The organism is Nocardia seriolae NBRC 15557 (assembly GCF_007990715.1).
Classification (GTDB): Bacteria; Actinomycetota; Actinomycetes; order Mycobacteriales; family Mycobacteriaceae; genus Nocardia; species Nocardia seriolae.
In genome coordinates, this window is record NZ_BJWY01000058.1 from 1 (window position 1) to 17,002 (window position 17,002).

16 protein-coding genes, 3 tRNA genes, 2 pseudogenes and 1 riboswitch are annotated in these 17,002 nt (G+C 66.5%); of the genes and pseudogenes, 6 read left to right on the top strand and 15 right to left on the bottom strand.

The features are described from left to right. The first annotated feature begins 426 nt into the window (after nt 1-426). Both NS2_RS36115 and NS2_RS18490 read left to right on the top strand, forming a co-directional pair. Nucleotides 427-696 (top strand): flagellar filament outer layer protein FlaA, encoded by a 270-nt coding sequence (locus NS2_RS36115; protein WP_033088726.1) that lies wholly within the window; start codon nt 427-429, stop codon nt 694-696. 249 nt (nt 697-945) lie between these two features. Continuing rightward, nucleotides 946-1,762, top strand: a pseudogene (locus tag NS2_RS18490) (IS5 family transposase). A 69-nt stretch (nt 1,763-1,831) separates the two neighbouring features. Here NS2_RS18490 and NS2_RS18495 read toward each other — a convergent pair. The 13 genes and pseudogenes from NS2_RS18495 to NS2_RS18550 form a co-directional block, all read right to left on the bottom strand. Beyond that, nucleotides 1,832-2,278, bottom strand: coding sequence for an SMI1/KNR4 family protein (locus tag NS2_RS18495; protein WP_033088728.1), 447 nt, complete (start codon nt 2,276-2,278; stop codon nt 1,832-1,834). A gap of 42 nt (nt 2,279-2,320) precedes the next feature. Then, the gene (locus NS2_RS18500) at nt 2,321-2,935 is read right to left on the bottom strand and encodes a deaminase domain-containing protein (RefSeq protein WP_155239846.1); all 615 of its coding nucleotides are present in this window, start codon (nt 2,933-2,935) and stop codon (nt 2,321-2,323) included. Beyond that, a complete protein-coding gene (locus NS2_RS37600) occupies nt 2,926-3,618 on the bottom strand; it encodes a hypothetical protein (protein ID WP_052086612.1) in 693 nt (230 codons plus the stop codon). The genes NS2_RS18500 and NS2_RS37600 overlap by 10 nt, the downstream gene beginning before the upstream one ends. A 229-nt stretch (nt 3,619-3,847) precedes the next feature. Beyond that, nucleotides 3,848-4,153 (bottom strand): annotated as a pseudogene (locus tag NS2_RS38480) (YbaB/EbfC family nucleoid-associated protein); the annotation flags it as partial. A gap of 229 nt (nt 4,154-4,382) precedes the next feature. Continuing rightward, nucleotides 4,383-4,458: transfer RNA gene (locus NS2_RS18510), tRNA-Glu, on the bottom strand. Nucleotides 4,459-4,471: 13 nt separating this feature from the next. Beyond that, a tRNA-Glu gene (locus tag NS2_RS18515) sits at nt 4,472-4,550 on the bottom strand. A gap of 1 nt (nt 4,551) precedes the next feature. Then, a tRNA-His gene (locus tag NS2_RS18520) sits at nt 4,552-4,628 on the bottom strand. Nucleotides 4,629-4,846: 218 nt separating this feature from the next. Then, on the bottom strand, nt 4,847-5,218 hold the full coding sequence (locus NS2_RS18525) for a hypothetical protein (RefSeq protein ID WP_036548913.1): 372 nt from the start codon (nt 5,216-5,218) through the stop codon (nt 4,847-4,849). Between the two features lie 24 nt (nt 5,219-5,242). Next, entirely contained in the window at nt 5,243-5,665 is a 423-nt protein-coding gene (locus NS2_RS18530; RefSeq protein ID WP_033088730.1) for a roadblock/LC7 domain-containing protein, read from the bottom strand. A gap of 138 nt (nt 5,666-5,803) precedes the next feature. Then, nucleotides 5,804-6,634, bottom strand: a complete 831-nt coding sequence (locus NS2_RS18535; RefSeq protein WP_033088731.1) for a hypothetical protein — start codon at nt 6,632-6,634, stop codon at nt 5,804-5,806. Then, entirely contained in the window at nt 6,624-7,016 is a 393-nt protein-coding gene (locus tag NS2_RS18540) for a hypothetical protein (protein ID WP_033088732.1), read from the bottom strand. The genes NS2_RS18535 and NS2_RS18540 overlap by 11 nt, the downstream gene beginning before the upstream one ends. Nucleotides 7,017-7,251: 235 nt before the next feature. After that, nucleotides 7,252-8,673: a short-chain fatty acyl-CoA regulator family protein gene (locus NS2_RS18545; protein WP_033088733.1), complete on the bottom strand. Its 1,422-nt coding sequence runs from the start codon at nt 8,671-8,673 to the stop codon at nt 7,252-7,254. A gap of 342 nt (nt 8,674-9,015) precedes the next feature. Continuing rightward, complete coding sequence (locus NS2_RS18550; protein ID WP_145961800.1) at nt 9,016-9,375, bottom strand: hypothetical protein; 360 nt, start codon at nt 9,373-9,375, stop codon at nt 9,016-9,018. Nucleotides 9,376-9,503: 128 nt separating this feature from the next. Here NS2_RS18550 and NS2_RS18555 point away from each other — a divergent pair, with 128 nt between their 5' ends. Then, a complete protein-coding gene (locus NS2_RS18555; protein ID WP_052086613.1) occupies nt 9,504-10,412 on the top strand; it encodes a helix-turn-helix domain-containing protein in 909 nt (302 codons plus the stop codon). Between the two features lie 102 nt (nt 10,413-10,514). Beyond that, complete coding sequence (locus NS2_RS18560; protein ID WP_033088735.1) at nt 10,515-12,026, top strand: MmgE/PrpD family protein; 1,512 nt, start codon at nt 10,515-10,517, stop codon at nt 12,024-12,026. Between the two features lie 20 nt (nt 12,027-12,046). Here NS2_RS18560 and NS2_RS18565 read toward each other — a convergent pair whose 3' ends face one another. Next, nucleotides 12,047-12,220, bottom strand: coding sequence for a DUF1737 domain-containing protein (locus NS2_RS18565; protein WP_071344455.1), 174 nt, complete (start codon nt 12,218-12,220; stop codon nt 12,047-12,049). A gap of 26 nt (nt 12,221-12,246) precedes the next feature. On the opposite strand from NS2_RS18565, the gene prpB reads away from it, so the two are divergent. Continuing rightward, the gene (gene prpB, locus NS2_RS18570; RefSeq protein WP_033088758.1) at nt 12,247-13,155 is read left to right on the top strand and encodes a methylisocitrate lyase; all 909 of its coding nucleotides are present in this window, start codon (nt 12,247-12,249) and stop codon (nt 13,153-13,155) included. A gap of 5 nt (nt 13,156-13,160) precedes the next feature. Beyond that, the gene (locus tag NS2_RS18575; RefSeq protein ID WP_033088759.1) at nt 13,161-14,288 is read left to right on the top strand and encodes a bifunctional 2-methylcitrate synthase/citrate synthase; all 1,128 of its coding nucleotides are present in this window, start codon (nt 13,161-13,163) and stop codon (nt 14,286-14,288) included. 74 nt (nt 14,289-14,362) lie between these two features. Here NS2_RS18575 and metE read toward each other — a convergent pair whose 3' ends face one another. Then, nucleotides 14,363-16,693, bottom strand: a complete 2,331-nt coding sequence (metE, locus tag NS2_RS18580) for a 5-methyltetrahydropteroyltriglutamate--homocysteine S-methyltransferase (protein WP_147207227.1) — start codon at nt 16,691-16,693, stop codon at nt 14,363-14,365. Between the two features lie 72 nt (nt 16,694-16,765). Continuing rightward, a riboswitch (cobalamin riboswitch) is annotated at nt 16,766-16,967 on the bottom strand. Between the last annotated feature and the right edge of the window lie 35 nt (nt 16,968-17,002).

The window sequence follows — 17,002 nt, forward strand, 5'->3', positions numbered from 1 at the left end:
GGACACTAGCGTATCTGGCGCGCTGAGGAGTGCCCGACAGATGCCCTGTAATGCCGATGTGGGTGTGCGGATCGATCCGGATGTGTACACCGAACGCAATACGGATTCCACTGAGGCAGAATCGATTCGCTGGTGCTGAGCCAGGTCCGGACCGTGCGGCCGGACCGGTGAACAGGGGGTTCGATGACCGAAGGTGTGCACACCGTAAAGCTGTACGACTTCGGTGAGGGGGACTCGTGGACAGCGACGGGGCGTCCGGCTTGGGAGAATCTCGAAGTCCGGATAGCTTCCGGATCGCGACCAACATCCGACAGTCCAGTCCACGTTCTGGGTGTCCGCGTCCGGACCGGGCCGGGCCACCGTGGCTACAACATCTTCGAGCTGGTACCTCCGGAACCGCTCGTTCTCCCCGAATCGACTACGGCCATGAGCCTATGGGTGTGGGGCGCGAACCACGACTACACCATCGAAGCGCATCTGGCCGACTGCGAAGACGAGTACTTGATCAAACCCCTTGGCTCTCTGCGCTTTTCAGGCTGGCGTAGGATCACCCTCCAGTTCGCCGCCCCACTTTCCGGAACACGATTCGTCAAGTTCGTCGTCCGCACCGCGCCGGTGGAGAGAGCCAAGTCCTTCGAGATTCGGCTGGCTGAATTCACTGCCATCACCAAAGGCCAAGTTCCGGGCACCCTCTGAGGCAACCCTGGTTCCTCACATCCTGTAATGCCGCGGACAGCGCGGTCCGCGGGGGTCAGCGCAACCTAACTGAAGATCAAAGACCCCCGTGCATCTCGGTCAGCGTGTTGTGCACGTCGCGGACGCTACGGGTCATGGGTGGCAACTTCGTGGATTGCCGCTGATCAGGATTGGTTCTGCCCTCCGTTAGACCGTGTCTCACGTCGTTTTCGGCATGTCGTAATTGGCTGGGCGGCATGATGTTCGGCCGTGACCGACGTGCTGTCCAAGCGGCTGGTGCCCGACGAGTTGTGGGAGTTGGTCGAACCGCTGCTTCCGGCCTTCGAACCTCGTCCGCAGGGCGGGGGCACCGCACCGGTCGAGGAGCCGACGGTGTTCACCGCGGTGGTGTACGTGCTGACCAGCGGTTGTGCGTGGCGGCTGCTGCCGCCGTCGTTCGGAGTCACGGTGCCCACCGCGCATCGCCGGTTCACCGACTGGACCAAGGCCGGCCTGTGGCGGCGTCTACATCGTGCCGTGCTCGATGAGCTGGGCAGCCAAGGCTTGATCGACTGGTCGCGGGCGCTGATCGACGCGGCGTCGGTACGAGCGAAAAACGCGGACCTATGACCGGGCCGAGTCCGGTCGATCGCGGGAAATCAGGATCCAAGATCCACGTACTGTCCGATCGCTCCGGAATCCCTGTGTCGGTGGATGTTTCGGCTGCCGATACCAACGACGCCGAAGCGCTGAAACCGCTCGTGAAGGCTATCCCCGCAGTCCGCTCGCGGCGCGGGCCGCGTCGCCGCAAGCCCGGCAAACTGCACGCCGACAAGGCATACGACATCGCCGAGCTGTGCAGATGGGTCCGAGATCGTGGCATCGGGGTTCGGATCGCCCGCAAGGGAATCGAATCCAGCGAACGGCTGGGCCGCCACCGCTGGATCATCGAGCGCACCATCTCGGGGCTGACCGGCTACCACCGGCTCAACATTCGCTACGACCGCAAGCCACCCATTTCCTCGGATTCCTCACCCTCGCCGCCGCACTGATATGCTTCAAGAAACTGGCGAAATCAGCCACGTGAGACGCGGTCTAAAGAACCGGTAAGTGATCTCTCCGTAGATAATCCACTGGAAAACGCCATCGCTAGCCGTTAGTTCATTCCAGCTATTTCTTCTTGAGTCGCGAGAGCGTGGCGCAACCAATCAACCAACGAGTCGGCCAGCTTCTGAACGTGAGGGTAACCCTCTTGATATCCGTAAACGGCTTCAGATCCCAGTTCGAAGAAGTAGACCTTGTAGCCCTGGTGATGCCCGAAGAAGAACCGATTCTCCAGAGTCAACTCTTCGCTTGGGCCGCTGGCGATATCGATCGCAGCGTCCTTCGCGTCGAGCAATCCGGGGAAGAACAGATCGGTCCCCCTGAACAGATCCCCGGCCTTCCTGCCGAAGACTTTCAAAAACGCGAGGTATGTGCCAGGAATGGGAAAGGATTCGGCTGCCGCGACGATTCGGGAGATCTCGTTGTCCGAGCATCCGACAATCTCATACGAGGACACCGCGATACCTGAAATCAGCAGATCGCGGCGCAGCGCCTCCATTGCATGCATGCTCTCTGGGTTAACCATTGGTCACACTCACTTTCACTCCAGGTTCACTTTCACTCCAGGGAACTTCTGTTCGAACTGCTTGATTACATTACTGCACGCTGGACATGGTTCGCGTTCGGTGCGCAGGTTGATGACTCCCTTGGAGTCTGGGTTGAGTTTCTGGGCCAGCTGGTCCAAGATCTTGAACTCGGAATCGGTGGGACGCTCAATCGTGTTATCGATTGATTTGGGAATCAAGACAGGGTTATCTGGCGTCTTGACTGTGCCGGATGGTGTATCTAATCCGCTTACCGCGTCGAGTGATATTTCCTCGCCGTCAATAGTGCCCCGTGCAGTGGCGACATTTCTGGTTTTGGAAATTGTCTCACCACTCGCTGCAAGTCTGGCCCGCAGATCTTCGGCTGCTTGCTTGCCGGCGGTTTGTTCGGAAGTTGGCCCTGCGCCCGATTCGGCTGCTTTTGCTTCTTGTTCGATTGTCTTTGCTTCGAGCGCATCGACTTGCTCCAGTTCGGCTGTGGTGCGTTCGAGAGTATTTTCCGCTTTAACGACCTCGGCGGCCTCTGCCTCGAATTTCTCGGCCGTTATGAAGCCCTTGATGGCGGTGCCGGTGTCCTTGATCTTCTTTACGATATCAGCGGTCAGAACCAAGCCGGAGATTGCGCCGACGCCAGCAGTGACGAGGCTCGCAAAAATTTCGAGTGCAAGGCTCGGTCGATCATCAGGATTACTTCTCGGACTGCGTCGTGGATCGCCTTCCGCATTTCGGCGAGCTTGTATTTGAGGTTGTGGCACTCCGCTTCGAGGTTAGAGGTCGCAGTTTCGAGAGCGCCAGCGCTGGAACTCAGCTTCTCGAGCTGGCCGATGATGTCGCCAACTTCGGGCGAATCAATCCCGTTGATCTTGGCCATCGCGGAGCCAATGGTGAGTTGAGCATTGGCCACAGCCTCACAGCCAGCATATTTGTGCCATGCATCGGCGGCGGTCTTCAGTTTGTCGGTATTGCCGTCGGGGACGGGGATGCCGATGCTTTCGAGAAGATCGGGGATGCTGGTTCTCAGTCCTTCTCCTGTGCCGCCCGCTGCGGGCGGATGCACCCAGTTGACAACGGTGGCGGCGGAGTTGGGGTCCGATGGCCTTTCCGGTGCTGTGCCCTTGTTCGGGTTCGTGTCCGCGTTGTAGTTGGCGAGCGCATGGTTGTAGCCCGCGAGGGCGATCAGGTAGGACAGGTGGTTGGTGGAGCGTACAAGCCGACTGGCGGTGTCGGCGGCGCTGGAGGCGCGCTTGTCGTAGCCGGTGGCCCATTGCTTGGCCGAGTCGGTCGAACCGGCCATCGAGCCGGTGCCTGCGAGTCCGGTGGTGAGTGCGGACCGAGCGGTGGAGAGATCCTTGGCGAGGTCGGACAGTTGTTTGGCGGCGTCGTAGAACGTTCAAACTCTGTTCTCGCTGCCAGTCGTCGTACTCCACTGCATCAGTGAAGGCGGGGCCGCTGCGTGGATCGGCGGTCGTGAGACCGCGTGAACCGGAATGGTGCTCGTTTGCGCCCCTGTGTCCGAGCTCGGCACGGACGGCCTCGTAGGCCGCGCTGCGCGCCTGTTCGATCAGCGCGATCAGGGTGGCTACAACCTGCTGGGGATCGGCACTACGCGCACGGTCGGTCACTGCCCAGCGGTGGACTTTGCCATCGGCACCGACGCGGACCGTCACCGAGCCATCGGGAGATGCGGCAACGGCAACCTTTTGCGCCAACATGGCCTGAACCGCGTCGACCGCCTCGCCCGACACTCTCGGCGAACCACCGGTCGCCGCTTTCCCACTGCCCCGCATGCGCCCCAGATTCGAACTCCCGTGTGCGGATGAGAGTTTCATTCCGCCACGATCTTGTCACACCCGACATCGCGAGGGAGGACGCTCGGGCTGACGTGCGGAAGGTAGAGGTGTCGAGCCCCATCCATTGGTGTGACCAGCCGTTTTCGGGACGGTGACGGCCGCCGGGCCGCGTTGCCTTCCTGGCGGAGGGGAGAGGGCATGATCCCCAAGGCTTGCGCCTCGATCCGCTTAGCAAGCGTTCCGGGGCACCTGCCCGGTTTCACCTCCGTGGTGACCTCGACGGGAATCGAACCCGCGTGGTCCTGAGTGAGAGTCAGGGGGCCCGGCCAGCGGAGCACGAGGTCGTATGGAGTTGTGTGGTGACGCAGGTCGGAATCGAACCGACGTGGTGCCTGAGTGAAAGTCAGGGTGCCCGTGCCAGCAGAGCAACTGTGCCTTGGGCTGAGCGGCGGGACTTGAACCCGCTGGGGCCGGTTTCACAGACCGGGGCCTCGACCGCTTCGGCATCGCTCAACAAAGGGGTGCGCACGGGGTGGAACCGCGCGGGAGGGTCAGCGGCCGCGACTGGGGGATGAGGGCGCTTCCGGGGCATAAGGTTCTCGGAAGGCGTGCGACGACGCGGCGGCGGAGGGTGAATGGTGTTGCATTGCCGGTCCTTTCGTCGTCGGGGATGATGCGTTCAACGCTAGCTCCGCCGCACGGCCGACGCCACCGAATTATCGGGAGGTGGATTCAGACCTCCAGGTCCTCTTCGATGCCTTTGAGGCGGTGGCGGGCCATGGCGAGGTTGGCGCGGCCGCGGTCGAGGGCGAGATAGAGGAACAGGCCCTTGGATTTTCGGCCGGTCATGGGTCTGATCACGTGGTACTGGCTGGTGAGGGTGATGAGGATGTCCTCGATCTCCTCCTTGATGCCGAGTTGGTCGATGGTGCGCATCTTGGCGCGCAACACCTCGGTGTTGCCGGCGGCGGCGATCTGGAGGTCGAGGCCCTTGGAGCTGCCGAGCATGCCGAGCGCCATGCCGCTGTTGTAGTCGACCACGGCCGCGCCGAGCGCGCCGTCGATCACCATCATGTCCTTCAGTGCGATATCCATGTTGGACATGGATTTTCCTTTCAATCGGTGTTATCACTTGGGGTCGGAAGTCTGGGTGGTTTCGCTCGGGTCGGCACGGGCCGACAGATGGTCGGCGATGGCGCGGGCGGCCGGGCGCGATTCCAGGTGCAGGCGGCCGATATTCGCGCCGGGCCCGGCCAGCACGGTGAGCGAGGCGGTCCAGCCGACCGCGTAGATCACCACGTCCCCGGCCTCGCCGTGCACCACCACCTCGTGGAATCCGCCGCCGTGTGCGGTGGCGGCCAGCCGATTCGACAGCGACAGCTGTGCCGCGGTGAGCGCGGCCATACCCCCGGGTTCGATGTGCGCGGGCAGATCGTGCGCGATGAGCAGGCCGTCGGTGGACGCCACCAGCGTGCCGCTCAGCTGCGGTACCCGATCCCGCAGCGCCTTGAGCTCCATGAGTACCTGCGTGTTCGGTTCCGGGCCGGACATCGCCACTTTGGTCAACCTTCCTATCAATTCACCGAGCCGCCTTCTCCGCGCGGTCACGCGAGCTCCTCCAAGGCCGCCTCCCTATTCATTTGCCGGGCGGTTGTGCCCGTTCTGTCACACCGTTGGCACCGGGGGCGGTCATGCCAGTTCCTCCAGTGCTGCCCGCAGGCGGATGAGCACGTCCCGATCGGGCGGCTCCCAGCGGTCGGGGACGGCGACGGCCGCGGCCTGCCGGACCCGCCGGCGCAGCGGCGGCATGGAATCCGTTGCCGGACCGGCGGTTCGGTCCGGGGCGTCGGCGGTCACGGTCGGGCCGGGGGCGCCGATCGGGTCCGCGAAGGCGACCATGACCGGCGGCTCGAGCAGCCCGGCCGCGGTGAGTTCGCGCACGGCGAGCAGGCAGCCGTAGGTGGTGCGGCCCAGGTCTTCGGCGATGCCGGTGATGCTGCGCCGGGCGTCGACGGCCGCGAGCACCTCGGCCTGGCCGCCGGTCAGCACCACGCGCCGGCGTCGCACCCGCCGGACCGGCACCACGGCGACCCGGTCCACCAGTTCGACCGGCCACGGCCCGGCGTGCGGGTCACCGCGGCGCGCGCATTCGTGGATGAGCGCGCCCGGGGTGATGCGGCAGGCGTCGGCCAGCCAATGTGGCGGTCCGGCACGGAATTCCAGCGCGACGGGCGCGGCCAGCAGCAGGTAGGCGGCGTCGAAGACCGACAGCAGGGCGAGGGTCTCCAGCCGGGGGCCCGCCAGCAATCGGTCCTCGTCGCCCGCGCGGGCGCGGCGCCACTGCTCGGTGGTGGCCACTCCGGACGCCACCACCATGCGGTCCAGCATCGTGGTGCGCGCGCATTCGGCGGCCACGACCGCGCCCTCGGCGAGATGAAATGCGCCGTCGCCCACGATGAGTACGCCTGTGCCGCATTGTTGTTCGAGTCGCCGTAGTTCGATGACGAGTTCACTGTCCATGGTCGTCCTCGGCAGATTCGGCGAGAATTGCTCGCAGTTGGTATCGCGCCATGGCGAGATTGCCGGTGTCGCCGTCGAAGAGGATGTGCACGAAAAGCCGCGTGTCGAAATCGCCGTCGATCAAATTCAGCAGGTTATATCCCTGTGTTCCGCAGACGATGATCTCGGTGATGTCGTCGCCCGGACGGCCGGTGGTCAGGGCCGGTGAGGTGAGCACCGTGTGCACGACATCGGTTGCGGCGGCGGCGTCTTCGTGCTGGTCGACCACATCGTGCCGCCCGGCCGCCGCGATGGCCAGCCCGCTCGCCCCGTCCACCAGGGTGACGCTGCGTGCCCCGGGAATGTCCATGATGCGTTTGAGACATCCGTCAATACCGATCACCGCGCCACCGCTTGTTATCGAGAGTCTGCGAGCGAGTCCAGACGCTACACATGATGTGCCCGTGATGTGTGGCAAACGTCGGATTAACCGCGGCATCCCGGCATTCTCGCCGGTGGTGGATCAAGAATACTTGACGGTATTCAATACCTCTCGGTTTTGATGCAATGGGGCACAATGGATATCCATAATGGACGACGGAATAGTCGCCGCGCGCAACGCCTTTCCGGGCGCGGGATCAGCGGGGCATGCGGGGGTAGGGCAGATCCGAACTGGTGTGCTCGTTGATCGCCAATGGCCGCCCGATCTGCGGAAAGGCGCGCTGGGCGCAGTTGGGGCGCTCGCACACCTTGCAGCCCGCGCCGATCGGCACCGCCGCGGCGGGGTCGTCCAACTCCAGCCCGCGGGAATACACCAGCCGGTCGGCATATTCGATATCGCAGCCCAGCCCGATGGCGAATTCCTTACCGGCGGTGCCGAATCCGGTGGCCGGCAATGTGGTGGTGCGGGCCACCCACAGGTAGCGGCGGCCGTCGGGCATGGCCGCGATCTGGGTGAGCATGCGCCCGGGCTGGTTGAACGCCTCGTGCACCACCCACAGCGGGCAGCTGCCGCCGACTCGGGAGAAGTGGAAGGCGGTGGCGGACTGGCGTTTCGAGATATTGCCGGCGCGGTCGGTGCGGATCAGGAAGAACGGCACGCCGCGCTGGCCCTGGCGCTGCAGGGTGCTCAGGCGATGGCAGACGGTCTCGAAGCCGACCTCGAAGCGCAGGCTCAGCAGGTCGATGTCGTAGTGCAGTTCCTCGGCCGAGCGTAGGAATTTGCCGTAGGGCAGCACCAGCGCGCCCGCGAAGTAGTTGGCCAGCCCGATCCGGGCCAGGGTGCGGGATTCGTCGGTGAGCGAGGGGGTTTCGTCGAGCACCTCGTCGAGCAGCGCGCCGTGCAGCAGGAAGCCCAGGGTGGTGGCGATCTGGAAGGCGCGCTGGCCGGGGCGCAGCCGCCGGGCCAGGGTGAGGGTGCGGGTCTCGGGTTCGTAGTGCCGCTTGGGAATGCTCGGATCGGCGCCGTCGCCGCGTACCAGGACGGTGACTCCGGCGCGTTCCTCGGCCACCCGGGCCAGTTGCCGGTCCAGCGAGCCGATGGTCAGCCCGCTCTCCTCGAACAGCCGCTCGGCGGCCAGATCCAGCTGGGCGATGTGATTGTGGTGATCGTAGAAGAAGTCGCGCACGTCCTCGTAGGGCATGGGGACCCCGGGCGCGCCGGTGGCGGTGGCCACCTTGGAGGACAAGAGATCCAACTGGTCGGTCGCCGCGCGTAGTCGGCGGTGCATGGCCACAACGATTTTCGCGACCTCGGGCATGCGGGTGGCCAGATCCTCGACCTCGGCCACCGGTGCGGCATTGCCGCCCGCCGCCTCCACCAGGATCTCGTGTAGATCCGACACCAGCCGGGCGTCGGAGTCCGCCGCGAAGAACTGGACATCCAGGTCGAAGGTGGAATTCAGTTTCAGCAGTACGGGAATGGTGAGCGGGCGCTGGTCCCGCTCCAGCTGGTTGAGGTAGCTGGGCGAGAGGTCCAGGGATTTGGCCAAGGCCGCCTGGGTCATCCGGCGTTCCTCGCGCAACCGCCGTAGTCGGGCCCCCGCATACATCTTGCGCACGTGCAGGATGGTACCGATTCGGCTTCGCAAACATTGCAATTTGAGGAGACTTGCCGCAAATTTATTGGCCCTGCGTGGCACTTCGCTGTATCGACGGCGCTGCGTAGCATGCGAATTCGGTGCTATGGGCGGTTTTGCGCGCGAGTCCCCATCGTACGACCACGTCGACGCCACCGAGGTGGAACGAGGTCCGGAATGTGGGCCGAAATCGGCGGTCTCATCCCAAAATCAGGTGAACCTGGAGTTCGCCGACCAGAAACCCGAGCACCGCGCCGATGGCGACCAGCTTCCATTCGTCCTGTTTGAACGCGGGGCGCAGCAGACCCTCGTACTCGTCGTCGGTCAGTTGCTTGGTTTCTCGATCGCCAGATTGCGGACGTCGAGGGCCTCGATGGCGTGCCGGTCGAAACCTGCGTGCGCGGCGGCCTTCACGTGGTCGAGCACGAAGGTGACGGCGTCGCGTTCGATGGCGGTGTAGCTGTCGCCGGCGACCAGCATGACCAGCGGGCGGGCCGGGCCGGTCTGCAGTTCCAGGAACTCGCCGACGTGGCGGCTGAGCGGCGAGGACAACCGGTCGGCATGTTCACCGTTGAGAACGGCCTCGAGAATGCGTGCGGGGGTGAGGATCTCGGTGGCGATGAGGTCGCCGTATACGGTAATCGGGCAGTAGAGCAGCCAGTGGTCGGCGAAATCCGCGATCACGACCGGATCGGCCCCCGTGCGGACACGAAGCACAGTGCTCCGGTGGTTGCCATGACCGCTCCTTGGCGCGACTATTCGTATCCGCCGTTACGATTATTCGTATCGAAGGCTCAGGCTAGGAGACCCGCGTGCCCGCTGGCAAGATCCGGTCCACCCCGAGCTCACCGCCCACCCAACGGGTGATCTCGATCGTGGAGCTGCTGGCCGCCGGTCAGCGGCCGCTGACCTCGGCCGAGATCGCGGACGGCCTGGAGCTGAACCGATCCACGGCGGGCGCGATTCTGGCCGCGCTGACCGAACGCGACTGGGTGCGCCGGTTGCCGGACCTCAGCTACGAACTGGGCCCGGCCGTCGCCGAACTCGGGCGGCGGGCCGCCGATGCCCACGACGACCGCGCCTGGCTGGACCGGGAATTGCAGCGGCTGGCCGACCGCGTGGACTGCGGCGCGGCGCTGACCACCATCACCCTCGATCACCTGGACTTCCTGGCCGTGACCCGGGACCGCTACACCGTCGGCATCGAATCGGGCGCGCGCATACCGCTGCTCGCGCCCGCCGGGGCGGCGATCATCGCGCACTGGGGCTCGGCGCGCCAACAGGATTGGCTCGAGACCCGCGGGCCCGAGCGGCGCGAGGAGTACCGCGCCGTGCTCGCCACGCTGCGCAGCACGGGGTACTGCGCCTGGCGGCTCGAACCCGACAGCCTGCCGAACGTGCGGGTGCTCTCCGAGGTCGCCGACCATCTCGCCGATCAGCCCGCGAGCAAGGAACTGCGGGGGCGGGTGCTGGCCCAGCTGGCCGCGATCGGGGGGAGCGCCTACGACCAGGCCACGCTCGACCGCGACGTGGCATTGCCGGTGAGCTACATCAGCGCACCGGTTTTCGATACGGGCGGGCACGCGGTGATGGAGTTGCAGATCGGGCCGCTGCGCGAGGATGTCACCCGCCCGGAGCGGCGGCGCTATCTGGCGGAGCTGTCGGCCGCCGCGCGCCGCATCGGCGACGGTGTCGACTCCCACCACGTGCGCCGGTACTGAACGCCGGGTTCGCGAGATTCGCTGATCCGGGCCGCTTCGCTCGCCGAAATTCGCTGTTGCGAGGCATTTTTCGAGGTCATCGGCGTGCGTAGCGTGCGGGGTATGAAGACTCATATCGTTCGCGCCCGGGCGGCGGGGGAGAGCCTGCCGCGCTCGGAACAGCTGGCCGTGCGCATCGCGGAGGTGGCCGTCGATCCGGTGCCGGTGGTCGCGGAAGCGGCCGCCATGATCGTCAACCGGATCATCGACAATGCGGCGGTGGCTGCCGCGGCCCTGCTGCGCCGGCCGGTGACCACCGCGCGGCGGCAGGCCCGGGCACATCCGTACGCGCCCGGGGCCACGGTCTTCGGACTGCCTGCCGCGCAGCGCCTTTCACCGGAGTGGGCGGCGTGGGCCAATGGTGTCGCGGTGCGGGAGCTGGACTTCCACGACACCTTCCTGGCCGCCGAGTACTCGCACCCGGGCGACAATATCGCGCCGATCCTGGCGGTGGCCCAGCATGCCGGGCTCGGCGGCGCGGAGCTGATGCGCGGGTTGGCGACGGGATACGAGATCCAGATCGATCTGGCGCGGGGAATCTGCCTGCACGAACACAAGATCGACCATGTCGCGCACCTGGGGCCGTCGGTCGCGGCCGGGATCGGGACGCTGCTCGGGCTCGACGCCGAGACCGTCTGTCAGGCAGTCGGGCAGGCCCTGCACACCACCACCGCGACCCGGCAGTCCCGCAAGGGGGAGATCTCGAGCTGGAAGGCGTTCGCGCCCGCCTTCGCCGGGAAGGCCGCCATCGAGGCGGTCGATCGGGCCATGCGCGGGGAGGGTGCGCCCGCGCCCATCTGGGAGGGGGCCGACGGTGTGATCGCCCGGCTGCTGGGCGGATTCGACGCCGAATACCGGGTGCCGCTGCCCGGGCCCGGTGAGGCCAAGCGCGCGATTCTCGACAGCTACACCAAGGAGCATTCGGCCGAATACCAGAGTCAGGCCCCGATCGACCTGGCGCGCCGGATGAGAGCGCGGATCGGCGATCTCGCGCAGATCGCCTCGATCGTGTTGCGCACCAGCCATCACACGCATGTCGTGATCGGCAGTGGCTCGGGTGATCCGCAGAAGTACGACCCGAACGCGAGCCGCGAGACCCTCGATCATTCGGTGCCCTATATCTTCGCCGTCGCGCTCCAGGACGGCGGCTGGCATCACGAGCGGTCCTATGCGCCCGAACGCGCGCGGCGGGCCGACACCGTCGAACTGTGGCGGAAGATCCGCACGGTCGAGGATCCGGAATGGACGCGCCGCTATCACTCGGCCGACCCTGCGGCGAAGGCCTTCGGCTGCCGCGCCGAAATCACCCTCCGCAGCGGCGAAGTCGTCATCGACGAACTGGCGGTCGCCGACGCGCATCCCCTGGGCGCCAGGCCCTTCGGTCGCGCCGAATACATCCGGAAGTTCCGTACTCTCACCGAGGGGGTGCTGGAACCCGGCGAGCAGGATCGCTTTCTCGACGCCGCCGAGCGCACGGTTTCGCTTCGCGCGGGCGAACTGGATCAGCTGACATTCACCGTCTCCCCGGAGCTGCTCGATCGTGCCCCGGCCATCCCGGAAGGGATCTTCCGATGATCATTCCCCGTGCGCGAGGCTCAGTCCTTGCCCCACACCAGTGCCTGCGCCGCGATGACGGACACCCCGTTGAAGGTGACAGCGGGCGATCCGTGCAGCCGATAGCCCTCGTCCAGCAGGGCGCTGATGCGCTCGCAGAACGACGCGTCATCGGGTCCGGTGATCAGGCGGTAGCGCAGCGGCTGGTCGGTCATGGTGCCAGCCTAGGGCGGTGGGCGCGGTGAGCGGGCTGATGGCGGCGCACGCCACACCGGGGGAGAAGCGGGCGGCCTTACGGGCCGGGCTGGCGAGCGGTCGCATCCAACGCTGGCCGGGTGCGCTGAATCCACTGGTGGCCAAGCTGATTCACGAAATCGGGTTCGAGGGCGTCTACGTGTCCGGGGCCGTGCTGTCGGCCGAACTCGGACTGCCGGATATCGGGCTGACCACGCTGAGCGAGGTGGCCGAGCGCGGCCGGCTGATCGCGCGGGTCACCGACCTGCCGGTGCTCATCGATGCCGACACCGGGTTCGGCGAGCCGATGAACGCGGCGCGCACGGTGACGCTGCTGGAGGAGGCCGGGCTGGCGGGATGCCATCTGGAGGATCAGGTGAATCCCAAGCGGTGCGGCCATCTGGACGGCAAGGCGCTGGTGCCGGTCGAGGACATGGTGCGGCGGCTGCGGGCGGCGGTGGCGGCGCGGCGGGATTCCGGATTCGTGATCTGTGCCCGCACCGACGCGCGGGGCGTGGAGGGTCTCGACGCGGCCATCGACCGCGCCAAGGCGTACGCCGACGCGGGCGCGGACCTCATTTTCACCGAGGCGCTTGCCGACGCTACTGAGTTTTCGAAATTCCGTGCGGCGGTGAATATCCCGCTGCTGGCGAATATGACCGAGTTCGGCAAGTCCGAGCTGTTGTCGGCCGGGCAGCTGGAGTCGCTGGGCTACAACGCGGTCATCTATCCCGTCACCACCCTGCGGCTGGCCATGTACGCCATCGAGACCGGCCTGCGCGAAATAGCCGAAACCGGAACGCAATCCGCGTTGCTGGATCGCATGCAGCACCGTTCGCGGCTCTACGAGCTGCTGAACTACCGCGGCTACAACACCTTCGACGCCGATATCTTCAATTTCACCGTGAGCGAGTGATTCCCATGACCGACATCAGAAAGGGCTTGGCGGGCGTGGTGGTCGACACCACCGCCATCTCCAAGGTCGTCCCCGAAACCAGCACCCTCACCTACCGCGGCTACGCCGTCCAGGACCTGGCCCGGCACCGCGGCTTCGAGGAGGTCGCCTATCTCCTCTGGCACGGCGAACTCTCCGATCCCATCGAGCGCCAAGCCCTTTGCCAGCGCGAACGAGCCCTCCGCAGCGCGGACCGCTCCCTGCTCGCCCTCGTCGCCCGCCTCCCCGAAACCTGCCACCCGATGGACGTGGTGCGCACCGTCGTCAGCTACCTGGGTGCCGAGGACCCCCTGGAAGATCGCGGCACCGACCGGGAGGCTCTGCTGGCCAAGGCTTTACGCCTGACCGCCGTGCTCCCCACCGTCATCGCCGCCGATCTGCGCCGCCGCCGCGGGCTCGACCCCATCCCGCCCGACCCCGCGCGCCCCTTCGCCGAGAACTTCCTCCACATGTGCTTCGGCGACTCCGCCCCGGCCCTCGATCCCCGCCTGGTCCGCGCCTTCGAAACCTCCCTGATCCTCTACGCCGAACACGGTTTCAACGCCTCCACCTTCGCCGCCCGCGTGGTCACCTCCACCGAATCCGATATGTACAGCGCCGTCACGGCCGCCATCGGCGCGTTGAAAGGTCGCCTCCACGGCGGTGCGAACGAGGCCGTCATGCACGCCATGCTGGAGATCGGAGATGCCGCCGAGGCTCGGAAATGGCTGCGGGAGAGGCTTTCCCGCAAGGAGAAGGTGATGGGCTTCGGCCATCGCGTCTACAAGGGCGGCGACTCCCGAGTCCCCACCATGAGATCCGCCCTCGCGGATATCGCCCGCGTGACCGGCGGCGGCGACTGGCTGGCCATCTACGACGCACTCGAGTCGGCGATGCGCGAAGCCACCGGCATCGAACCCAACCTGGACTTCCCCACCGGCCCCGCCTACTACCTCCTCGGCTTCGAAATCGACGTATTCACCCCGATTTTCGTCATGAGCCGCATCACCGGCTGGACCGCCCACATCCTCGAACAATCCCAGTCCAACACCCTCATCCGCCCGCTGTCGGAATACGTGGGAGTGCCGCCCCGGCCGCTGCGCCCCGTGGCGTAGCGCACCGGAGCGAGTCGGCGGCCCGGCAGTCGGAATCGACTGCCGGGCCGCTTTGTCGGGTCGGATCCGTCCGATCAGCGCAGGGCGTGTGCGGCCTGGACCATATTGTGCAGGGAAGCCGCTACCTCCTGCGGGCCGCGGGTTTTCAAGCCGCAGTCGGGGTTGACCCAGAGGCGTTCGGCGGGAACGGTTTTCAGGGCCTCGCGCAGGGATTCGGTGATTTCGGCGATGGCGGGGACGCGGGGGGAGTGGATGTCGTACACGCCGGGGCCGACGCCCAGGGCGAAACCGGCGGCATTGAGATCGTCCAGGACCTCCATGTGCGAGCGGGCCGCCTCGATGGAGGTGACGTCGGCGTCCAGGGCGGCGATGGCGTCGATGACTTCGCCGAACTCGGAATAGCAGAGGTGCGTGTGGATCTGGGTGGCGTCGGAGACTCCCGAGGTGGACAGGCGGAAAGCGGTGATGGACCAGGCCAGGTAGGACGCCTTGGCATCCGAGCGCGGGGGGAGCAGTTCGCGCAGGGCGGGCTCGTCGACCTGGATGATGCGGATGCCGGCGGCCTGGAGATCCACCGTTTCGTCGCGGATGGCCAGGGCCACTTGGTCGGCGGTCACGCTCAGGGGCTGGTCGTCGCGAACGAAGGACCAGGCCAGGATGGTGACCGGGCCGGTGAGCATGCCCTTGACCGGCTTGTCGGTGAGTGACTGGGCGTAGGTGATCCAGTCGACGGTCATGGGGTGCGGTCGGGAGACGTCGCCGTAGAGGATCGGCGGGCGCACGCAGCGGGTGCCGTAGGACTGGACCCAGCCGTCGGCGGTGGTGAGGAAGCCGGTCAGCTGTTCGGCGAAGTACTGGACCATGTCGTTGCGTTCCGGCTCGCCGTGCACGAGCACGTCCAGACCCAGCTTCTCCTGCAGCGCGATGATTTCGGCGATCTCGGAGCGCATGCGGTCGCGGTACTGCTCGGGGGTGATGGTGCCCTTGCCGAGCGCGGCGCGGTCGCGGCGGATCGCCGGGGTCTGCGGGTAGGAGCCGATCGTGGTGGTCGGCAGCGGCGGCAGCGGGAGCCGGTCCCTTTGCGACGCAAGGCGTTCCGCGGCCGGGGTACGGCGGGTCGCATCGGGGCCGAGGGCGGCCAGGCGGGCTCGGACGGTGTCGTCGCGCAGCCGTGGATCGGTGGCGCGGGAAGCGACGGCCGTTCGGGCGGCGGACAATTCGTCCGCCACCGCCGCGGTGCCCTCGTGCAGCGCGGTGGCGAGCAGCCGCACCTCGGCGATCTTCTCCGCGCCGAAGGCCAGCCAGGACCGCAGCACCGGATCGACGGCTGTTTCGGCCTCGAGCGAATACGGCACGTGCAGTAGCGAACTGGAGGTCGAGACCACCAGTGCGCCGGTGCCACCCAGCAGGGTGCCCATGGTGGCGAGGGCCCGATCCGGATCGGTGCGCCACACATTCCGCCCGTCGACCACACCCGCCACCACCAGCTTGCCGGCCAGCGCCGGAACGGAGGTCACTTCCTCGACCGTGGTCCCGGCCGTGAAATCCAGGGCGACACCCTCGATCCCGGTGCCCGCCAGTATCGGCAGCGCCGCACCCGGATGCCCGAAGTAGGTGGCCACCAGCAGCGCCGGACGCTCCGGCGTCGCCGACAGCTCCTCGTAAACATGCTGCACCAGGGCGAGTTCCACCTCGGACAGGTCGGTCACCAGCACCGGCTCGTCGATCTGCACCCACGCCGCACCGGCGTCGGCCAAGCGCCGCAACAGTTCCCGATACAGCGGCAGCAGATCGCTCAACCTGCGCAGCGCATTGCCCTCGGAATCCTTGGCCAGCTTCAGGAACGTGAGCGGCCCGATCACCACCGGCCGTGCGGGCACCCCGAGCGCGTGCGCCTCGGCCAGCTCGCCGAGCAGCCGCTCCGGGTGCAGTTCGAATGCGGTCTCCGGCCCCAGTTCCGGCACCAGGTAGTGATAGTTGGTGTCGAACCACTTGGTCATCTCCAGCGGTTCGACGGCATCCGTTCCGCGTGCGGCCGCGAAATACCGGTCGAGCGGATCGGCGATCGAGTGCACCCGAGGCGGCAGCGCACCGACCAGCACGGCCGTGTCGAGCATCTGGTCGTAATGGGAGAAGGTGCCGACCGGCACCGAATCCAGTCCGGCGGCAACCAGTTCGGTCCACTGCGCGGCGCGCAACTCGCGCCCGACGTCATGCAGCCGTTCCGCGTCGACGGTCTCCGCCCAATACGCCTCGACGGCGCGTTTGAGCTCCCGCCCCGGCCCGATACGAGGCAATCCGAGAACCGTCGCGGTGAAAGGTGAAGTGCTGGTCACGGGTAATCTCCAGTGTTCCAAAGCCACTGGCCGCCGCCCTACGCGCGAACGAACCCGGGCAGCCCACATCAACCGTCCGCACGGCATGCGTGAACCACCGGCCCGCCCGCCCAATCCACGAGGCGGTGACCGCCGGATACGGCGTACCCGGCACACTCGGCAGGTCTTCGGACTCACAGGCCCCGGCCACCCGGCCGACCTACTGGTCATCGCTTCCCAGGTTCACACCCAGTGCTCATGACGACGTTCGTTCCTGCATACCGCTGCGGGACAGTCCCGGATTCCCACCGGGTTCCCTCTCACCGGAACCCCTTGCGGAAGAACCGGTTTCGACGCCGGAAAGGAGTCGGGACCGAGCCCGCGCACCCATCGGCGAAC

What these genes read in the sequence shown, in the direction of transcription:
- NS2_RS36115 (WP_033088726.1), top strand. Translation starts at nt 427, where the DNA reads ATGAGCCTATGGGTGTGGGGCGCGAACCACGACTACACCATCGAAGCG.
- NS2_RS18495 (WP_033088728.1), bottom strand. Translation starts at nt 2,278, where the DNA reads ATGGAGGCGCTGCGCCGCGATCTGCTGATTTCAGGTATCGCGGTGTCC.
- NS2_RS37600 (WP_052086612.1), bottom strand. Translation starts at nt 3,618, where the DNA reads ATGGCCGGTTCGACCGACTCGGCCAAGCAATGGGCCACCGGCTACGAC.
- NS2_RS18525 (WP_036548913.1), bottom strand. Translation starts at nt 5,218, where the DNA reads ATGTCCAACATGGATATCGCACTGAAGGACATGATGGTGATCGACGGC.
- NS2_RS18530 (WP_033088730.1), bottom strand. Translation starts at nt 5,665, where the DNA reads ATGTCCGGCCCGGAACCGAACACGCAGGTACTCATGGAGCTCAAGGCG.
- NS2_RS18535 (WP_033088731.1), bottom strand. Translation starts at nt 6,634, where the DNA reads ATGGACAGTGAACTCGTCATCGAACTACGGCGACTCGAACAACAATGC.
- NS2_RS18560 (WP_033088735.1), top strand. Translation starts at nt 10,515, where the DNA reads ATGAAGACTCATATCGTTCGCGCCCGGGCGGCGGGGGAGAGCCTGCCG.
- NS2_RS18565 (WP_071344455.1), bottom strand. Translation starts at nt 12,220, where the DNA reads ATGACCGACCAGCCGCTGCGCTACCGCCTGATCACCGGACCCGATGAC.
- NS2_RS18575 (WP_033088759.1), top strand. Translation starts at nt 13,161, where the DNA reads ATGACCGACATCAGAAAGGGCTTGGCGGGCGTGGTGGTCGACACCACC.
- metE (WP_147207227.1), bottom strand. Translation starts at nt 16,693, where the DNA reads ATGTGGGCTGCCCGGGTTCGTTCGCGCGTAGGGCGGCGGCCAGTGGCT.